The sequence below is a fragment of the Psychromonas marina genome (assembly GCF_030161115.1).
In the GTDB taxonomy this organism is placed as follows: Bacteria; Pseudomonadota; Gammaproteobacteria; order Enterobacterales; family Psychromonadaceae; genus Psychromonas; species Psychromonas marina.
Window position 1 is genome coordinate 210,496 of record NZ_BSPQ01000002.1, and the last position, 16,792, is coordinate 227,287.

13 protein-coding genes are annotated in these 16,792 nt (G+C 44.0%); 3 read left to right on the forward strand and 10 right to left on the reverse strand.

Annotated elements, in window-relative coordinates; all coding sequences use genetic code 11:
- Positions 1-187 precede the first annotated feature (187 nt).
- Positions 188-1,144 carry an agmatinase gene (gene speB / locus QQK09_RS05075; RefSeq protein WP_284203032.1) on the reverse strand — a complete coding sequence of 319 codons (957 nt, stop codon included), beginning with the start codon at positions 1,142-1,144 and terminating at the stop codon, positions 188-190.
- A gap of 651 nt (positions 1,145-1,795) precedes the next feature.
- Between speB and QQK09_RS05080 the strand changes: the two genes are divergently transcribed.
- From QQK09_RS05080 to QQK09_RS05090, 3 genes are all read left to right on the forward strand, one after another.
- Positions 1,796-2,797 carry a DctP family TRAP transporter solute-binding subunit gene (locus tag QQK09_RS05080; RefSeq protein ID WP_284203033.1) on the forward strand — a complete coding sequence of 334 codons (1,002 nt, stop codon included), beginning with the start codon at positions 1,796-1,798 and terminating at the stop codon, positions 2,795-2,797.
- An 84-nt stretch (positions 2,798-2,881) separates the two neighbouring features.
- Positions 2,882-3,508 carry a TRAP transporter small permease gene (locus QQK09_RS05085; protein WP_284203034.1) on the forward strand — a complete coding sequence of 209 codons (627 nt, stop codon included), beginning with the start codon at positions 2,882-2,884 and terminating at the stop codon, positions 3,506-3,508.
- Positions 3,508-4,881, forward strand: a complete 1,374-nt coding sequence (locus tag QQK09_RS05090) for a TRAP transporter large permease (protein ID WP_284203035.1) — start codon at positions 3,508-3,510, stop codon at positions 4,879-4,881. Before QQK09_RS05085 ends, QQK09_RS05090 begins: the two co-directional genes overlap by 1 nt.
- Before the next feature lie 73 nt (positions 4,882-4,954).
- Here the strand turns inward: QQK09_RS05090 and QQK09_RS05095 are convergent, their stop codons facing one another.
- The 9 genes from QQK09_RS05095 to prpB all read right to left on the reverse strand — a co-directional run bounded on the left by QQK09_RS05095 (position 4,955) and on the right by prpB (position 16,790).
- On the reverse strand, positions 4,955-6,286 hold the full coding sequence (locus tag QQK09_RS05095) for a sigma-54-dependent transcriptional regulator (RefSeq protein WP_284203036.1): 1,332 nt from the start codon (positions 6,284-6,286) through the stop codon (positions 4,955-4,957).
- Positions 6,283-8,085: an ATP-binding protein gene (locus tag QQK09_RS05100; protein WP_284203037.1), complete on the reverse strand. Its 1,803-nt coding sequence runs from the start codon at positions 8,083-8,085 to the stop codon at positions 6,283-6,285. The genes QQK09_RS05095 and QQK09_RS05100 overlap by 4 nt, the downstream gene beginning before the upstream one ends.
- 190 nt (positions 8,086-8,275) lie before the next feature.
- Complete coding sequence (locus QQK09_RS05105) at positions 8,276-10,192, reverse strand: propionyl-CoA synthetase (RefSeq protein WP_431312580.1); 1,917 nt, start codon at positions 10,190-10,192, stop codon at positions 8,276-8,278.
- Between the two features lie 15 nt (positions 10,193-10,207).
- Positions 10,208-11,401, reverse strand: coding sequence for a 2-methylaconitate cis-trans isomerase PrpF (prpF, locus tag QQK09_RS05110; protein ID WP_284203038.1), 1,194 nt, complete (start codon positions 11,399-11,401; stop codon positions 10,208-10,210).
- Complete coding sequence (gene acnD / locus QQK09_RS05115) at positions 11,398-14,010, reverse strand: Fe/S-dependent 2-methylisocitrate dehydratase AcnD (protein ID WP_284203481.1); 2,613 nt, start codon at positions 14,008-14,010, stop codon at positions 11,398-11,400. The genes prpF and acnD overlap by 4 nt, the downstream gene beginning before the upstream one ends.
- Positions 14,011-14,025: 15 nt before the next feature.
- The gene (prpC, locus tag QQK09_RS05120; protein WP_284203039.1) at positions 14,026-15,183 is read right to left on the reverse strand and encodes a bifunctional 2-methylcitrate synthase/citrate synthase; all 1,158 of its coding nucleotides are present in this window, start codon (positions 15,181-15,183) and stop codon (positions 14,026-14,028) included.
- 36 nt (positions 15,184-15,219) lie between these two features.
- Positions 15,220-15,525: a hypothetical protein gene (locus tag QQK09_RS05125; RefSeq protein WP_284203040.1), complete on the reverse strand. Its 306-nt coding sequence runs from the start codon at positions 15,523-15,525 to the stop codon at positions 15,220-15,222.
- A 249-nt stretch (positions 15,526-15,774) separates the two neighbouring features.
- The gene (locus QQK09_RS05130) at positions 15,775-15,915 is read right to left on the reverse strand and encodes a hypothetical protein (RefSeq protein WP_284203041.1); all 141 of its coding nucleotides are present in this window, start codon (positions 15,913-15,915) and stop codon (positions 15,775-15,777) included.
- Complete coding sequence (gene prpB / locus QQK09_RS05135) at positions 15,912-16,790, reverse strand: methylisocitrate lyase (protein ID WP_284203042.1); 879 nt, start codon at positions 16,788-16,790, stop codon at positions 15,912-15,914. Before prpB ends, QQK09_RS05130 begins: the two co-directional genes overlap by 4 nt.
- Positions 16,791-16,792: the final 2 nt, after the last annotated feature.

The window sequence follows — 16,792 nt, forward strand, 5'->3', positions numbered from 1 at the left end:
TCAACTTTACGCTTTAGATTTATCAAACATTGAATGTTCGATACCAATATATTCTCTTCTTCCCGGGCCCGTTATGTATCTTTACATCGGCCATCTAGATCGATCATCGAGCTCGGTCATTTTTCTGCTGAAAGTGGATTAGGCATAACACCTTCAACAATCAGTGTAACTTTTATTCGCCGCGTTTTTAACGGCGAATACAGCCTGGGAAGCTACATAACATTTCAAAGATAAGGTTAGCGGCTAATAATGAGGTGTTACCCGATGTATCATAGGGAGGAGAAACCTCAACTAAGTCTGCGCCAATTAAATTAGTGCCATACATACCTCGAATGATCTCCAATGCCTGTGGCGAGGTTAATCCCGCTGGCTCTGGTGTGCCGGTTCCGGGCGCATAGGCCGGGTCAATACCATCAATATCAAAGGTTAAATAGGTGGGCATCTCTGTCCCGATAAGTTCACGTACTTCCTCCATGGTTGGCACCATCGATTTTAACCAACACTCTTCCGCTTGAATGACTCGCACACCGCGATCTATTGCCCATTGAAAATCTTCTGCACTATAACCTGTTGCTCGCTGACCTATTTGAACCATTTTCTTTGGATCAACTAAGCCTTCTTCAATGGCGCGGCGGAAAATAGTGCCATGACACTCTTTTTCACCAAACATTGAATCATTAATATCGGCATGTGCATCAATATGCACTAAGGCCATCGTGCCATGCTTTTTATACAAGGCACGTAAGATAGGTAAGCTAATGGTGTGATCACCACCGACTGTGACGGGTTTGATATCGCAGTCTACGATTTTGTCATAGTGTTCTTCAATAATACGAATCGAATCGGCTAGATTAAAGGTGTTAATTGGCGCATCACCTATATCAGCGATTTGGAAGCTATCAAAAGGTGCGGCTTTGGTATACATGCCATAGGGGCGAACTAAAACCGACTCATTTCTTACCGAGCGTGGACCAAAACGAGTCCCACTTCGGTTACTTGCACCAATGTCTAAAGGAACGCCAACAATACCGATATCTAATTGTTCTACTGGGTCGCTACTTGGTAAACGAAACATGGTGCCCGGGCCACCAAAACGAGGCATTTCATTGCCGCCTAACGGCTGATTAAATTCTTGCTGTGTCATAATTTATAACCTTAATAGCATGAGAATGGGTCGAAGAAACGTCAGTATTAACGATCTGAAAACGCAATAAATAAGGTCATCAAGTATTACTGTCAATTACTGTTTTGTTTACCCCCAAAGGTGGGGAGCTATTGAGATTAGCTCGCATTTAACCTGCTTTATTTCACAATTAAATAGATTTGTAATTCATTTATTTAGCGAATGTGTCCTGTCAGTAGATTGGTTAGATAACTTTCAATGTAAATGTAATGTTAACTAATTGTGCTTTTTTAGGCTGTTCTCACTTTTATTGTTAGCGATATCTGTAAAGCGAATAATAGGTGCAAATGTAAATTAACCGCCTATACCGGTATCGTTACGAGATAAACCATTATTCAAATGGTCAATATTGACTCATTTATCTTTTTTTAATGAGTCATTTCCCCCCCATTTATTACTTAACAACTATTTCAAGCATCTTCCTGAACAGTCACACCCCCCTTACTCGCTACATTAATAACATTTTTTTAACATTGGCGTGGTAGTTGCTATAGGGGCAATAGACCTAGCAATTAGTTATCCATAATCAGCACAGATAATAAATGCAATAGGTTTAGTGAACGATCAAACATACGCAACCGATGCGTACTAATACGGATATAGGAGCTCAACATGTTAAAAAAACTAACCATGATTTCTTTATGTAGCGCGGCACTGTTTAGCAGTGTAAATGCTTATGCAAATTGTGATGCAGGTGAAATTGTTATCAAATTTAGCCATGTGACCAATACCGATAAACATCCTAAAGGCATTGCTGCTTCACTGTTAGAGCAACGCGTAAATACAGAGATGAACGGTGTAGCGTGTATGGAAGTCTTTCCTAACTCGACACTTTATGATGACAACCAAGTGTTAGAAGCATTGTTAAATGGTGATGTTCAGCTAGCCGCTCCCTCTTTATCTAAGTTTGAAAAAATAACTAAAAAATACCGTATTTTTGATCTGCCATTTTTATTTGCGGACGTAGATGCCGTCGACAGATTCCAAAATTCAGCGTCTGGCGATAAGTTAAAAAATGCAATGAAACGTCGTGGTTTAATCGGTTTAGAGTTTTGGCATAACGGCATGAAACAGATGTCTGCTAATAAACCATTAATACTGCCAAGTGATGCAAAAGGGCTTAAGTTCCGCGTACAAGCGTCGGATGTATTAGTTGCACAATTTGAACAGTTAGGTGCCAATCCGCAAAAAATGTCCTTCAAAGAGGTTTACGGTGGTTTACAAACCAAGGTTATCGATGGGCAAGAAAATACTTGGTCGAATACCTACGGTAAAAAATTCTTCGAAGTACAAGATGGGGTAACAGAAACCAACCACGGTATTTTAGATTACTTAGTTGTGACCTCTGGGGATTGGTGGAATGGCTTACCAAGTGATGTCCGCGATCAGCTAGCAACGATTCTAAAAGAGGTAACAGAAACACGTAATTCAGAATCGAGTCTGGTTAATGAAACTAACAAGCAAAACATTATTAATGCGGGTGGTGTCGTACGTCAATTAACACCAGAGCAGCGTGAAGAGTGGGTTACTGCACTTAAGCCTGTTTGGAAAAAGTTTGAAAAAGATATTGGTAGTGATCTGATTGAAGCGGCACAAAAAGCAAACATGAAATAGCGCTTAGTTTCAGTGGTTAGTCGCTAGTTTCTAGCTAATGACTAATCACTGAGAGCTAATTACTCGAAAAAGGGAGTAAGGGAAATGAAAACTGGAATTTGGACCCGTATTGGGGAAATAACTGATTATATGGAAGAGACCCTGATTGCGTTGTTTATGGGCTTGATGACACTGCTTACCTTTGCCAATGTGTTATTTCGTTATGTACTCAACAGTAATATTTTATGGGCACTCGAACTGACCGTATTTATGTTTGCGTGGATGGTGTTAGTTGGGGCTTCTTATGGGGTAAAAAAACACTTCCATATTGGTGTTGATGTACTTATTAATATCGCACCTGATGGCCTGAAAAAGACCTTTGCATTGATATCAGTTACCTGCTGTTTGGCTTTCTCTATCTCCCTCTTTATTGGCTCTTGGAATTATTGGCTACCGTTTATTACCGACAGAGCTTGGTATGAGACGGAAGATATTCCGATGCCAGAAATTTTACAGTTCCTTTCTGATTGGTTTAACGAAGGTGAACGCTATGAAAGATTACCGCGATTTATTCCCTATGCAGCCTTACCTATTGGCATGGCGATGATGACATTTCGTTTCCTACAAATTGCATGGCAAGTATTGACTAATCAAACGGATCGTATGATTGCTAGTCATGAAGCGGAAGAAAAACTAGAAGAATTACATGAGTCACAGAAGGGGAACAACTAATGGCTATGTTAATGTTGTTTTTAATGGTAATTGTATTGATGATGATAGGTGTACCGATTGCGGTTTCACTGGGGTTATCAAGCATTGTATTCCTACTTGTGCATTCAGATGCTTCACTTGCTTCTGTGGCACAAACGTTATTTAACGCCTTTGCTGGGCACTATACGTTATTAGCGATTCCTTTCTTTATTCTTGCCTCTAGCTTTATGGCGACGGGTGGGGTGGCGAAACGTATTATCCGTTTTGCGATTGCCTTGGTTGGTTCACTACGCGGTGGTTTAGCGATGGCCTCGGTGGTGGCATGTATGATGTTTGCCGCGCTGTCTGGTTCATCCCCAGCTACGGTAGTAGCCATTGGTGGTATCGTTATCGCCGGTATGGTTAAGAACGGTTACAGCAAAGATTTTGCTGCGGGCGTTATCTGTAACGCGGGTACCCTAGGTATTTTGATTCCTCCCTCAATCGTAATGGTTGTTTATGCTGCGGCGACCGATGTATCGGTGGGGCGCATGTTCCTCGGTGGTGTTATTCCTGGACTGTTAGCGGGTCTGATGTTGATGATCGCTATCTATATTTATGCACGTTATAAAAACATCCCACCGCAACCCTTTGTAGGCTGGGGTGAAGTATTAAACTCAGCAAAAGATGCAGGTTGGGGTTTATTACTGATCGTTATTATTCTTGGTGGTATCTATGGCGGTATCTTTACGCCAACAGAAGCGGCAGCAGTAGCAGCGGTATATGCCTTCTTTATCTCCAACTTTATCTATAAAGATATGGGGCCGCTTTCTGAGAATGAACCGGAAGAGAAGCGCAATAAAGCGTGGTGGAGAAAAGCCTCACACGTATTCTGTCATGAAGATACACGTCGCACCCTGTATGAAGCGGGTAAACTAACTATCATGCTGATGCTGATTGTTGCTAACGCACTGATCCTCAAACATGTATTAACGGAAGAACGTATTCCGCAAATGATCACAGAGTCGATGTTATCAGCTGGGCTTGGACCGATTGAGTTCTTGATTGTAGTGAATGTACTGCTCTTAATTGGTGGTCAATTCATGGAACCCTCTGGTCTGTTGATCATTGTTGCGCCATTGGTATTCCCAATTGCCATTGCATTAGGTATCGACCCGATTCACCTCGGTATTATGATGGTGGTAAATATGGAGATCGGCATGATAACGCCACCGGTGGGGTTAAACCTATTTGTCACCGCCGGGGTCGCCAAACTGTCGATGATGAAAGTAGTAAAAGCATCATTACCGTTAGTAGGCGTGATGTTCCTGTTCCTGATTATCGTCACCTATGTACCATGGGTTTCAACCTGGTTACCAACCATGATGATGGGACCGGAGATAATTACCAAATAGATAAAAGTAGCTTTCAGCTTTCAGCCATTAGCTGATAGCTGATAGCTGACAGCTAAAAACTGACAGCTATTATTCATTCCCCCTTAAAGTTTTGTTTCTCCAAACCATGCTTTTGCATTTTATCGTAAAGGGTTTTACGCGGTAAATTGAGCGCTGACATGGTATTTTTAATACTGCCACTGGTCATGCTTAAGGCTTGCTCTATCAAGGTTTTTTCAAAGGCTTCGACCTGCTCCGCTAAACTTAACCCAGCACTGACATCATTATTTGATTCGTTCAAATCCGATAACGACCCTAATAAAATAAAACGTTCTGCGGCATTTCTCAGCTCACGCACATTACCCGGCCAATCATGGCTTAGCAGTGCTTGTAATGCATTGGCGGGCAGGGCAGGAGCGGCTTTTCCGTAACGTGCTGCTGCGACTAATAAGAAGTGATGGAACAGTCTAGGAATATCATCTTTACGCTGTCGCAATGGCGGCAAATCGAGCGTGACCATATTAAGACGGTAGTAGAGATCTTGTCTGAAATCGGGTGCCTCTTTGAGATCTATTTTGGTCGCCGCGATAATACGAATATCTAAATCTATTGCTTTGTTAGAGCCGATCCGTTCAACACTGCGCTCTTGTAATACACGTAATAAGCGTACCTGTGCTTGCATCGGCATTGACTCTATTTCGTCAAGGAAAAGGGTACCGCCCTGTGCATATTCAAACTTACCAATACGGCGAGAGTCAGCACCGGTAAAAGCACCTTTTTCATGACCATACAGCTCACTCTCAATCAGGTTTTCAGGGACTGCGCCACAGTTTACCGCGACAAAATTGTTGGCACTACGTTGGCTTTGTTCATGTAATGAACGTGCCACTAACTCTTTGCCGGTGCCCGTTTCACCATATAACAGAATATCGGCGTGGCTATCGGCAACACGGTAGATCATCTGTTTTAATTGCTCAATACTAGGCGTATTACCAATAATGCGTGGGCCGAGTGTTTCTTTGCTTTGTAACGCTTTTTTAAGCTCTCGGTTCTCTAAAGTTAATTGACGTTTTTCAATTGCTTTGCGTGCTATTTCGATCAACCTATCCGAGGAAAAAGGTTTCTCGATAAAATCATAAGCGCCATTTCTAATCGCTTGTACCGCCATCGAAATATCACCATGCCCAGTAATAAGAATAATCGGTAGGTCACTGTCTCGCTGTTGCAAGGTGGTTAATAGCTGCTCGCCAGATATGCCGGGCAGACGAATATCACAAATGACCACTAGGGGCAGCTCTTGCTTCATCGCTAACAGTGCCGATTCTGCATCCGCAAAAAACAGTGTTTCAATATCCGCTAATGCAAAGGTTTGCTGATTAGCCAAACGCATATCAACTTCATCGTCAATAAAAAATACTGCGCTCATAGGGTTTCCTTGTTGGTGTTTTTCTGTTTTGCAATGGGTAACGAAATACTAAATACCGCGCCCTGTGAGTGGCGGTTGCGTGCGGATAATTTACCCTGCATGTTGGTGATAATTTGCTGTGAAATAGATAAACCTAATCCTAATCCCGTTTCTTTGGTGGTAAAAAAGGGTTCAAAAAGATGGGGTAAATCTGTTTTATTAATCCCCGTCCCTCTATCAAGCACCTTGATGATGGCAATATTAGCTTCGATAGTCAGTGTTATTTCAACTTGTTTATGCTCGCTCTTTTGCATCGCTTGCATCGCGTTTGAAAGCAGATTAACGATAATTTGCTCCAACTGAATAGGCTCAGCTTTTACCTCTATCGGCTGCTCCGGAAGTTGCATTGTTAAGGTGGTTTGACTGGCTTTAAATTGTGGTTTTAACAGTTCATGCGCCGCTAAGATCACTGGCTGCAAGCTGATAATATGTAATTGACCATCGGATTTACGTGCAAATGATTTAAGCTGAGCACTGATTTTTGCCATTCGTTCGGTGAGAAAAATAATACGTGATAGATTGCTTTCAACCATCTCTAAATTATCACGTTGTAAAAATGTGACTGCATTTTCTGCATAGCTACGTATCGCCGCTAGCGGGTTATTCAATTCGTGACTGATGCTGGTGGACAGTTGTCCTAATAAAGCTAATTTGGCGGATTGAATAAGCTCCTTTTGTGTCGAACGTAAAGCGCGTTCCGCTTTATGGCGTTCCTCTATTTCAGCTTGCAGCGCTGATGTGCGTTGCATTACGGTAAATTCTAACTGTTGTTTGGCTTTCACCTCCGCTAATACTTGTTCCTCTTGCCTTGTTTGTTTCTGTTTGATTAGCGTAGTGATTAAATACAACAGCATATAGAGTAAAGAGATAAACATGATCAGCATGGATATATTGAATAATATCGGCGTAATAGGCGCTAATACTCGAATATTCCACCCCTCACGGCTGGTATCGTTGATCAGCGATAGATAATGTTTGTTTTGTACACTTAATAGTGTTGAATTTTCACTAAAATCTCCCTTCGTAGAAAGCGAGTTGATCGCACTGTCAAGGTAACGACGGCTTTTTAACAGCTCTTCTTTTATGTTATCTGAAAGGGGCGATAAACTATTAAAAAGCCATTTTTTTTCCGAGGAGATAAACACCACATCGTTGCTATCGGTGACTAAAAATAGCTGCTCTTTACCCAGCCAATCTTTTTCTATCGATGACATATCCATTTTTACGACAATCACTCCGATCACTTCCGCTGCATAGATAACCGGATAAGAAAAGTAATAACCACGCTTACCGGAAGTCGAACCAAGCGCAAAATAACGCCCCCTTAATCCCTGTTTTGCATCTTGAAAATAAGGGCGAAACGCAAAGTTATTACCGATAAAAGTGGTCGCTGTCAGCCAATTACTCGCTGCAATCGTCGTCCCTGTGGCATCCAACAAGTAGGTGTCCGATGAACCAATAATATTATTGACTGAGGCAAGGTGGCGATTGGTTAATTCTAGTTGAGCACTGTTGTCAGCCAGTTGTAATGCTTTAATGACAATCTCTTGATGAGATAGTAGTTGTGGGATATAGGCATAATGGCCAAGTTGACTTTCGAGGTGGCGGCTAAAACGGTCTAGCTGCTGCTGATTTTGGGTTTGCAATTGCTGATAGCTAAATTGCCATAACCAATGCACGCTGGCGACTAAGGTTAAGCAATATAAAAACAGCCAAATCAGGGTGATGCGTCGGCCTTGGCTGAATGTTTTTAATGGCACTATTTATACTCCTATCGTTTGATATTTAAGTATTGGATAAATAATGCTTTTTACTATGTTGAGTTGCACTGCATGCTAGGTTGATCACAGCTTTATTAAAGGAAATTGATTTATCACGATTGGGGAGTGATGGATCCATTCTTAAGGTAATGAAACCTCAAGAATGGATTTAGTAAAAAATGACTAACTGTTAGAGGGGATTAAACGCATTCTCTATTTCGGTTAAGCTAGTTGGATCATCAATGGTCGATGGAATGACATATTGATCGCCATCGGCAACCTGTTTGATGGTGCGACGTAATACTTTGCCCGAGCGCGTTTTAGGTAAACGATTTACAATCATCACGTTTCTAAAACTGGCCACTGCGCCTATCTCATCTCGTACTTTTTGCAGTAACTCTTTTTCGATATTGCCATCAACACTGTAGTGACCATCTTTGAGTACCACAAAGCCAAAGGGAATCTGACCTTTCAGATCATCATGAGCTCCAATCACCGCACACTCAGCAACATCGTTATGACCGCCTAATATCTCCTCCATTTCACCCGTTGATAAACGGTGACCGGCGACATTAATTACATCATCGATACGTCCCATTACAAATAGGTAACCATCTTCATCGATATAACCGCCATCACCGGAAACATAATAACCGGGGAACTGGGTTAAATAACCACTCTGGAAGCGATCGTGGTTACGCCATACCGTCGCTAAACAACCCGGTGGAAGCGGGCGTTTAATTACAATAAAGCCCTGTTTGTTCGCTTCTACTGGTTCGCCGATTTCATCTAAAATTTGCACGTCGAAACCCGGTGTAGGTTTCGCTGAAGAGCCCGGTTTTTGTGGAAACTGCTGCAAGCCTAGTGGGTTGCCAGAAATCGCCCAACCCGTTTCGGTTTGCCACCAGTGATCTACCACAGGTCGTTGTGTTTTCTCTTCAACCCATGCCAATGTCGGCGGGTCTAAGCGTTCACCCGCCATGAAAATAGTGCGCAATTCAGGCATCGGGTATTGTTTGATTAACTCACCTTCAGGATCCTCTTTTTTTATCGCCCTAAACGCAGTGGGTGCTGAAAATAGAATATTCACTCCATACTCTTGGCAGACGCGCCAGAAAGCCGCGGGATCGGGTGTTCGTACTGGTTTACCTTCATATAATACCGTGGTGCAGCCATGAATAAGTGGCGCATAAACGATGTATGAATGGCCAACAACCCAACCCACATCTGATGCCGCCCAGTACACTTCGCCCGGTTTTGCATCGTAGATGGTCGACATGCTGTATTTCATCGCCACCGCATGGCCGCCATTTTCACGTACCACGCCTTTGGGTTTACCCGTGGTGCCTGAAGTATATAATACATACAGCGGATCAGTTGCTTTAACGGGCACACAGTCATGGGGTTTAGAAAGCGCTAATTGTGCCGACCAATCGACATCACGATCATCAACTAATGGGCTCGCATTAAGCTCAGCAGGGCACTGCGAACGTTGATAAACGATCACTTTTTCAGGTTTCCAGCGACTATCCATAATCGCTTGATTGACCATCGGCATATAAGGGATTATTTTTTGTACTTCGACACCACAAGAAGCCGCCATGATCACCTTTGGTTCAGCATCTTCAATGCGAATAGCTAATTCATTTGCGGCAAAGCCACCAAATACCACCGAGTGAACCGCCCCTAATCGTGCACAGGCAAGCATCGCGATTGCCGCTTCAGGGATCATCGGCATATAAATAATCACTCGATCACCTTTAACAACGCCCATCTCGGCCAACATGCCCGCAGTGCGCGAGACTTCATTGGTCAGTTGCTTATAGGTATATTGCTGTTTTTGATCCGTTACCGGTGAGTCATAAATTAGGGCGACCTGATCGGCTCGCCCATTTAACACATGGTAATCTAAAGCAAGAAAACAGGTATTTAGTTCACCATCTGCATACCAACGGTCGATGCCGTTTTCATCTTTATGTAAGATAGTTTTTGGAAATTTATACCACTCAATCGCTTTTGCTTGTGTTTCCCAGAACGCTTGTGGATCATTTTTAGCTTGCTCAAACTCATTTTGATATGCTGACATGATTATTTTCCTTTTCTTAATCTCGAACTCGTTAACCTAGATTGTTGAAGCTGGAACATGCACCCAGCCTTGCATCAATATACGTGCGCTGCGGCTCATGATCGCTTTTTCAACAACCCATTGCCCATCCTGTTGACTCGCTTGTGCACCCACCTTTAACGTCCCAGAGGGGTGACCAAAAGTAACCGAGGTATGTTCTCCGCCACCTGCGGCTAAATTGACTAATGTACCGGGTATTGCGGCCGCGGTGCCGATGGCAACGGCTGCAGTGCCCATCATTGCATGGTGTAATTTACCCATCGATAATGCGCGTACATTGAGGTCTATCTGCTCGCTACTGATGCTTTTCCCACTCGACGAAAGATACGCTTGAGCAGGGCTGACAAAGGCTATTTTAGGCGTATGTTGGCGTGTTACGGCTTCTGCGAGGTTGTCGATTAACCCCATTTTTAATGCCGCATGAGCACGAATCGTTTCAAAGCGTTGCAGTGCTTTCTGATCTGAATTGATCGCCTCTTGACCTTCTGTGCCTAAATAACCAAGTGCGTCGGCCTGTAAAAACACCGTGGCAATTCCCGCATTAATCATGGTTGCTTGAAAGCTGCCAATCTCTGGTACTGCCAAGGTTTCGATTAACTTTCCTGTAGGAAACATCGCATTTTTTGCATCGGATGGGCTGATAAATTCCACGCTGATTTCAGCCGCAGGAAAAGTCACACCATCGAGTTCAAAGTCACCGCTCTCTTGCACTTCGCCATTGCAGATAGGGATATGTGCAATAATCGTTTTGCTGATATTAACCTGCCAAATACGCACCACGGCAACCCCATTTTCAGGGATGCGTGATGAGTCTACGAGCCCTGCATTAATCGCAAAGGCGCCAACGGCGGCGGATAAATTACCGCAATTTCCGCTCCAATCCACAAAGGCTTTGTCGATAGCGACCTGTCCAAATAGGTAATCAACATCGTGTTCAGCTTTATCACTTTTTGAAACAATTACAGTTTTACTGGTGCTTGAAGTTGCGCCGCCCATACCATCGGTTTGCTTGCCATAGGGATCAGGACTACCAATCACACGCAGTAACAGCGCATCGCGTTTTTCTCCGGCAACTTGTGCTACTTCAGGCAGATCTAATAAACTGAAAAACACACCTTTACTGGTGCCGCCACGCATATAAGTCGCAGGGACTTTTAATTGTGGTTTGAATGTTGTTTGTGACTCACTCATACCTCAACCCTTGCTTTAGACGACTCCAGAAAATCCTGTGCAAAGCGTTGTAAAATACCGCCTGCATCGTAAATAGAGACCTCTTCAGCGGTATCAAGACGGCATTTAACAGCAACATTAATACTCTCTCCATTAGTGCGATTGATGACCAGTCTTAATAGGGCACCGGGGCTACGCTCACCAATCACGTCAAAGGTTTCAGTACCGTCAATCGCATAGGTATGGCGGTTTTCAGCATTAATAAACTCAACGGGAAGCACACCCATGCCGACTAAATTAGTACGATGAATACGTTCAAACCCTTCGGCAACAATCACTTCAACACCTGCTAAACGTACGCCTTTTGCCGCCCAATCGCGTGATGAACCTTGGCCATAATCCGCACCTGCGACAATAATTAATGGCTGTTTACGCTGCATGTAGGTTTCAATCGCTTCCCACATCCTTTTAACTTCGCCCTCTGGTTCGACACGTGCGAGTGATCCCTGTTTTACTTCGCCATTTTCTAATACCATCTCATTAAACAGTTTTGGGTTCGCAAAAGTGGCGCGTTGTGCGGTTAAGTGATCACCACGATGCGTTGCATAGGAGTTAAAATCAACTTCCGGCAAACCCATTTTATCGAGGTAAGCGCCTGCTGCGCTGTCGAGCATAATTGCATTGGAAGGGGAGAGATGATCGGTAGTGATATTGTCACCCAGTACGGCTAACGGACGCATCCCTTTAAGTGCACGTTCACCCGCTAATGCACCTTCCCAATAAGGAGGGCGGCGAATATAAGTACTTTGTGGGCGCCAATCATAAAGCGGATCAGTACCTGAAATATCATCACCATAATCTACCTTGATATCAAACATTGGTTCATAGACCGCTCTGAACTGCTCAGGTTTGACGCTTTGCTGAATTACCTCATCAATTTCAGCGTCGCTTGGCCAGATATCTTTTAATAGAATATCTTTACCCTGTGCATCAATACCCAGCACATCTTTTTCAATATCAAAACGTATCGTCCCGGCAATAGCATAGGCTACAACCAGTGGTGGAGACGCGATAAACGCTTGTTTTGCATAGGGGTGGATACGACCATCAAAGTTACGGTTGCCAGAAAGTACCGCCGTACTATAAAGGTCACGCTCAATGACTTCCTGCTGAATTTTCGGATCTAACGCGCCACTCATACCATTACAGGTGGTACATGCAAAGCCAACAATACCAAAGCCGAGCTGTTCTAGTTCAGTTAATAAATTGGCTTCTTCAAGATACAGTTGTACCGCTTTTGAGCCGGGTGCGAGGGAGGTTTTTACCCAAGGTTTACGAGTCAATCCAAGCTTATTCGCATTTCTGGCTAACAGCGCCGCAGCAATCACGTTACGTGGATTAGAGGTGTTAGTACAACTGGTTATCGCCGCAATAATACACGCGCCATCGGGCATTTTACCCGCTTCATTCTCGACAACACCCGAGATCCCTTTACTGGCTAAGTCTGCGGTTGCCACACGACGGTGCGGATTAGAAGGGCCTGCGATATTCCGTCCTACAGAAGAGAGGTCAAAACTTAATACACGTTCATATTGCGCCTCTTTTAAGCAGTCTGCCCAAAGGCCAGTTTGTTTAGCGTAGTTTTCTACTAATTGAACCTGTTTCTCATCGCGACCGGTTAAACGTAGATAATCAATGGTCTTTTGATCGATATAAAACATGCCCGCAGAAGCACCAAATTCAGGGGTCATATTAGAGATAGTCGCGCGATCGCCGAGGGTGAGATCCGCAGCACCTTCACCATAAAACTCCAGATAACAGGAAACTACTTTTTGGTTACGTAAAAACTCAGTTATCGCTAATACAATATCGGTGGCAGTAATTCCCTCTTGGCGTTTACCAAATAGGTTAACGCCTACAATATCGGGTAAACGCATGTAGGAAGCGCGACCGAGCATCACACTTTCTGCCTCTAAACCACCGACGCCAACGGCGATAACACCCAACGCATCAACATGTGGCGTATGGCTATCGGTACCGACTAAGGTATCGGGGAATGCAACGCCATCGCGACTCTGGATAACGGGTGACATCTTCTCTAAATTGATTTGATGCATAATGCCATTGCCGGGCTGAATAACATCAATATTTTCAAAGGCGTTTTTAGTCCAGTTGATGAAATGAAAACGGTCTTCATTACGTCTATCTTCAATGGCACGGTTTTTATCAAAGGCATCTTTCTCAAAACCGGCATGTTCTACTGCGAGCGAGTGATCCACGATCAACTGTGTGGGAACAACCGGATTTACTTTCGCCGGATCGCCACCTTTCTCTGCGATAGCATCACGCAGGCCAGCTAAATCAACTAATGCGGTTTGCCCTAAAATATCATGACAAACGACACGTGCTGGATACCAGGGAAAGTCTAAATCTTGTTTACGTTCAATCAACTGACTTAGCGCATCAAATAGATCGTCTGGAGCACAGCGACGTACTAAATTTTCAGCTAATACACGTGATGTATAAGGTAGTTTTTGATAAGTATCGGGCTTAATTGCATTCACCGCTTCCTGCGTATCAAAGTAATCTAGGTTGCTACCCGGTAAAGGTTTACGGTAATTGCTATTCATAGTAGTGCTCATAAATTACCCCTGCATCGCTAACTGTTGGAAGTGCTGTTCGCGTTGCTCAATAGGCACCACGATACGTGGTTCACTGCCGGTATAATCTGCGCTTGGACGAATAATGCGGTTATTTTCACGTTGCTCCATCACATGTGCCGCCCAACCTGTAAGGCGAGAACAGACAAAAATAGGAGTGAACAGTTTGGTTGGAATACCGAGGTAATTGTAGGTCGATGCATGGAAAAAATCGGCATTACAAAATAGCTTTTTGGTGTCCCACATAAACTCTTCACAGGCGACAGAGATATCATACAAGCTGCTATCACCATTCTCCTGCGCCAATTTTTCCGACCACTCTTTAATAATAATATTACGCGGATCCGAGGTGCGATAAACGGCATGACCAAAGCCCATAATTTTCTCTTTGCGCTCTAACATACCCGCCATTTTCACTTTAGCATCTTCAGGAGAACTGAACTTTTCAATCATATCCATCGCCGCTTCATTCGCGCCACCATGCAGTGGGCCACGTAGCGTACCAATCGCACCAGTGATACAAGAGAATAGATCTGAAAGGGTAGAAGCACAGACACGTGCCGCAAAAGTAGAAGCGTTAAACTCATGCTCTGCGTATAAAATCAGTGATACATCCATCACGCGTTGATGTTGCTCAGAGGCAGTTTTTCCATTAAGCAGTTTAAGGAAGTGACCACCCAGTGAGGCTTGATCTGTTTGGCAATTTATCTCTACGCCTTCATGTGAGAATTTGTACCAGTAACACATGATCGCAGGGAAGGCCGCTAATAAACGATTAGTTGCACGTACCTGTTGTGAAAAATCCTGCTCAGGCTCTAGGTTGCCTAAAAATGAACAACCGGTACGCATCACATCCATCGGATGCGCATCAGCAGGAATAAGTCTTAACACCGCTTTTAATGCATCGGGTAGATCGCGCAGCGCAAACAGCTCTTGTTTGTAATCATCAAGCTGTTGTTGTGTTGGTAACTCACCATTAAAGAGCAGATAAGCAACTTCTTCAAAGGTGGCGTTTGCGGCAAGATCAGCAACATCATATCCACAATAAGTTAAACCACTTCCAGATTGTCCGACCGTACATAATTTTGTTTCGCCAGCACTTTGTCCACGTAGTCCTGCACCACCAATATTCTTATCACCCATCATATTTTCCTTAATAGTTGTTAGTTACTTATTGTGTTAAAAAACCGTCGGCCCAAAGCCGCGACCTACAAAACATTCAACTCCACCTGCTGTCGGGCTAAAGTCACGACCTACAAAACATTCAACTCCACCTGCTGTCGGGCTAAAGCCGCGACCTACAAAACATTCAACTCCACCTGCTGTCGGGCTAAAGCCGCGACCTACAAAACATTCAACTCCACCTGCTGTTGGGCTAAAGCCGCGACCTACAAAACATTCAACTCCACCTGCTGTCGGGCTAAAGCCACGACCTACAAAATATTTAGCTTCCCCCTGTAGGTCGGTATTTATGCCGACAAGCAATCCGAAGCGTTAAAAAAACCGTCGGACTAAAGCCACGATCTACAAAAGATTCAACTCCACCTGTAGGTCGGTATTTATGCCGACAATCAAGCCGAAGCCTGAAAAACCGTCGGGCTAAAGCCACGACCTACAAAACATTGAGCTTCACCTGTAGGTCGGTATTTATGCCGACAAGCAAGCGAAGCTTGAAAAACCGTCGGGCTAAAGCCGCGACCTACAAAACATTGAGCTTCCCCTGTAGGTCGGTATTTATGCCGACACGCAAACTTTATTGCCTTCTAGCTTCAAGCTTTGAACTTTTGTTTTCGCTGCTCGTATCTCGTAGCTCGCGACTTTTAACTGATAGCTAACCACTGACAGCTGTTGCTTACTGACAGCTATGTTTTTCATTTACTCTTTTCATCTGCGAACAGCGCATCTAACTTCTGCTCGTAGTCGTGATAACCCAAGTATTCATAAAGCTCCATGCGTGTTTGCATCATATCTACAACCGCTTTTTGATCGCCATCTGCAAGCAAGGTTTTATAAACTAACTCCGCCGCTTTATTCATCGCTCTAAAGGCTGAAAGAGGGTAGAGCACCATGGCACAACCCCATTCACCCAGTTGCTGTTTATTCCAAAGTTCGGTTTGGCCAAACTCGGTAATATTGGCAAGCAGTGGTACATCTATCGCTGCAGCAAATGCGCGGTAATGGGCTTCGGTTTTAATCGCTTCAGCAAAAATGCCATCGGCACCCGCTGCGACATAAGCTTGTGCACGTGCAATTGCGGCTTCTAATCCTTCTTGGGCGAATGCATCGGTACGGGCCATAATAAAAAAGTCTTTATCGCTGCGTGCATCCACCGCGGATTTAATGCGGTCGGCCATCTCTTGAGTTGAAACGATCTCTTTGTTTGGGCGATGACCACAACGTTTCTGAGCTACTTGATCTTCAATATGTACCGCAGCAGCACCGGCTTTTTCCATATCACGAATAGTTTTCGCGATATTAAATGCGCCACCCCAACCGGTATCGATATCCACTAATAAAGGTAAACTTGTTGCCGATGTAATGCGTTGCACATCAGCAATCACATCATTCAGTGAGGTCATGCCTAAATCGGGTAAACCGTAAGAAGCATTTGCTACGCCACCACCTGAAAGGTAGATAGCTTGATGTCCCAGTTGCTCAGCCATCATCGCGCAGTAAGGGTTGATCGTGCCAACAACCTGTAGCGGCTTGTTATTGATGATCGCTTGTCTAAATTTTTTACCTGGACTCATTG

Coding starts and splice junctions, on each gene's coding strand:
- prpB (WP_284203042.1), bottom strand. CDS start 16,790: ATGAGTCCAGGTAAAAAATTTAGACAAGCGATCATCAATAACAAGCCG.
- QQK09_RS05080 (WP_284203033.1), top strand. CDS start 1,796: ATGTTAAAAAAACTAACCATGATTTCTTTATGTAGCGCGGCACTGTTT.
- prpC (WP_284203039.1), bottom strand. CDS start 15,183: ATGGGTGATAAGAATATTGGTGGTGCAGGACTACGTGGACAAAGTGCT.
- QQK09_RS05130 (WP_284203041.1), bottom strand. CDS start 15,915: ATGAAAAACATAGCTGTCAGTAAGCAACAGCTGTCAGTGGTTAGCTAT.
- speB (WP_284203032.1), bottom strand. CDS start 1,144: ATGACACAGCAAGAATTTAATCAGCCGTTAGGCGGCAATGAAATGCCT.
- acnD (WP_284203481.1), bottom strand. CDS start 14,010: ATGAATAGCAATTACCGTAAACCTTTACCGGGTAGCAACCTAGATTAC.
- prpF (WP_284203038.1), bottom strand. CDS start 11,401: ATGAGTGAGTCACAAACAACATTCAAACCACAATTAAAAGTCCCTGCG.
- QQK09_RS05095 (WP_284203036.1), bottom strand. CDS start 6,286: ATGAGCGCAGTATTTTTTATTGACGATGAAGTTGATATGCGTTTGGCT.
- QQK09_RS05085 (WP_284203034.1), top strand. CDS start 2,882: ATGAAAACTGGAATTTGGACCCGTATTGGGGAAATAACTGATTATATG.
- QQK09_RS05090 (WP_284203035.1), top strand. CDS start 3,508: ATGGCTATGTTAATGTTGTTTTTAATGGTAATTGTATTGATGATGATA.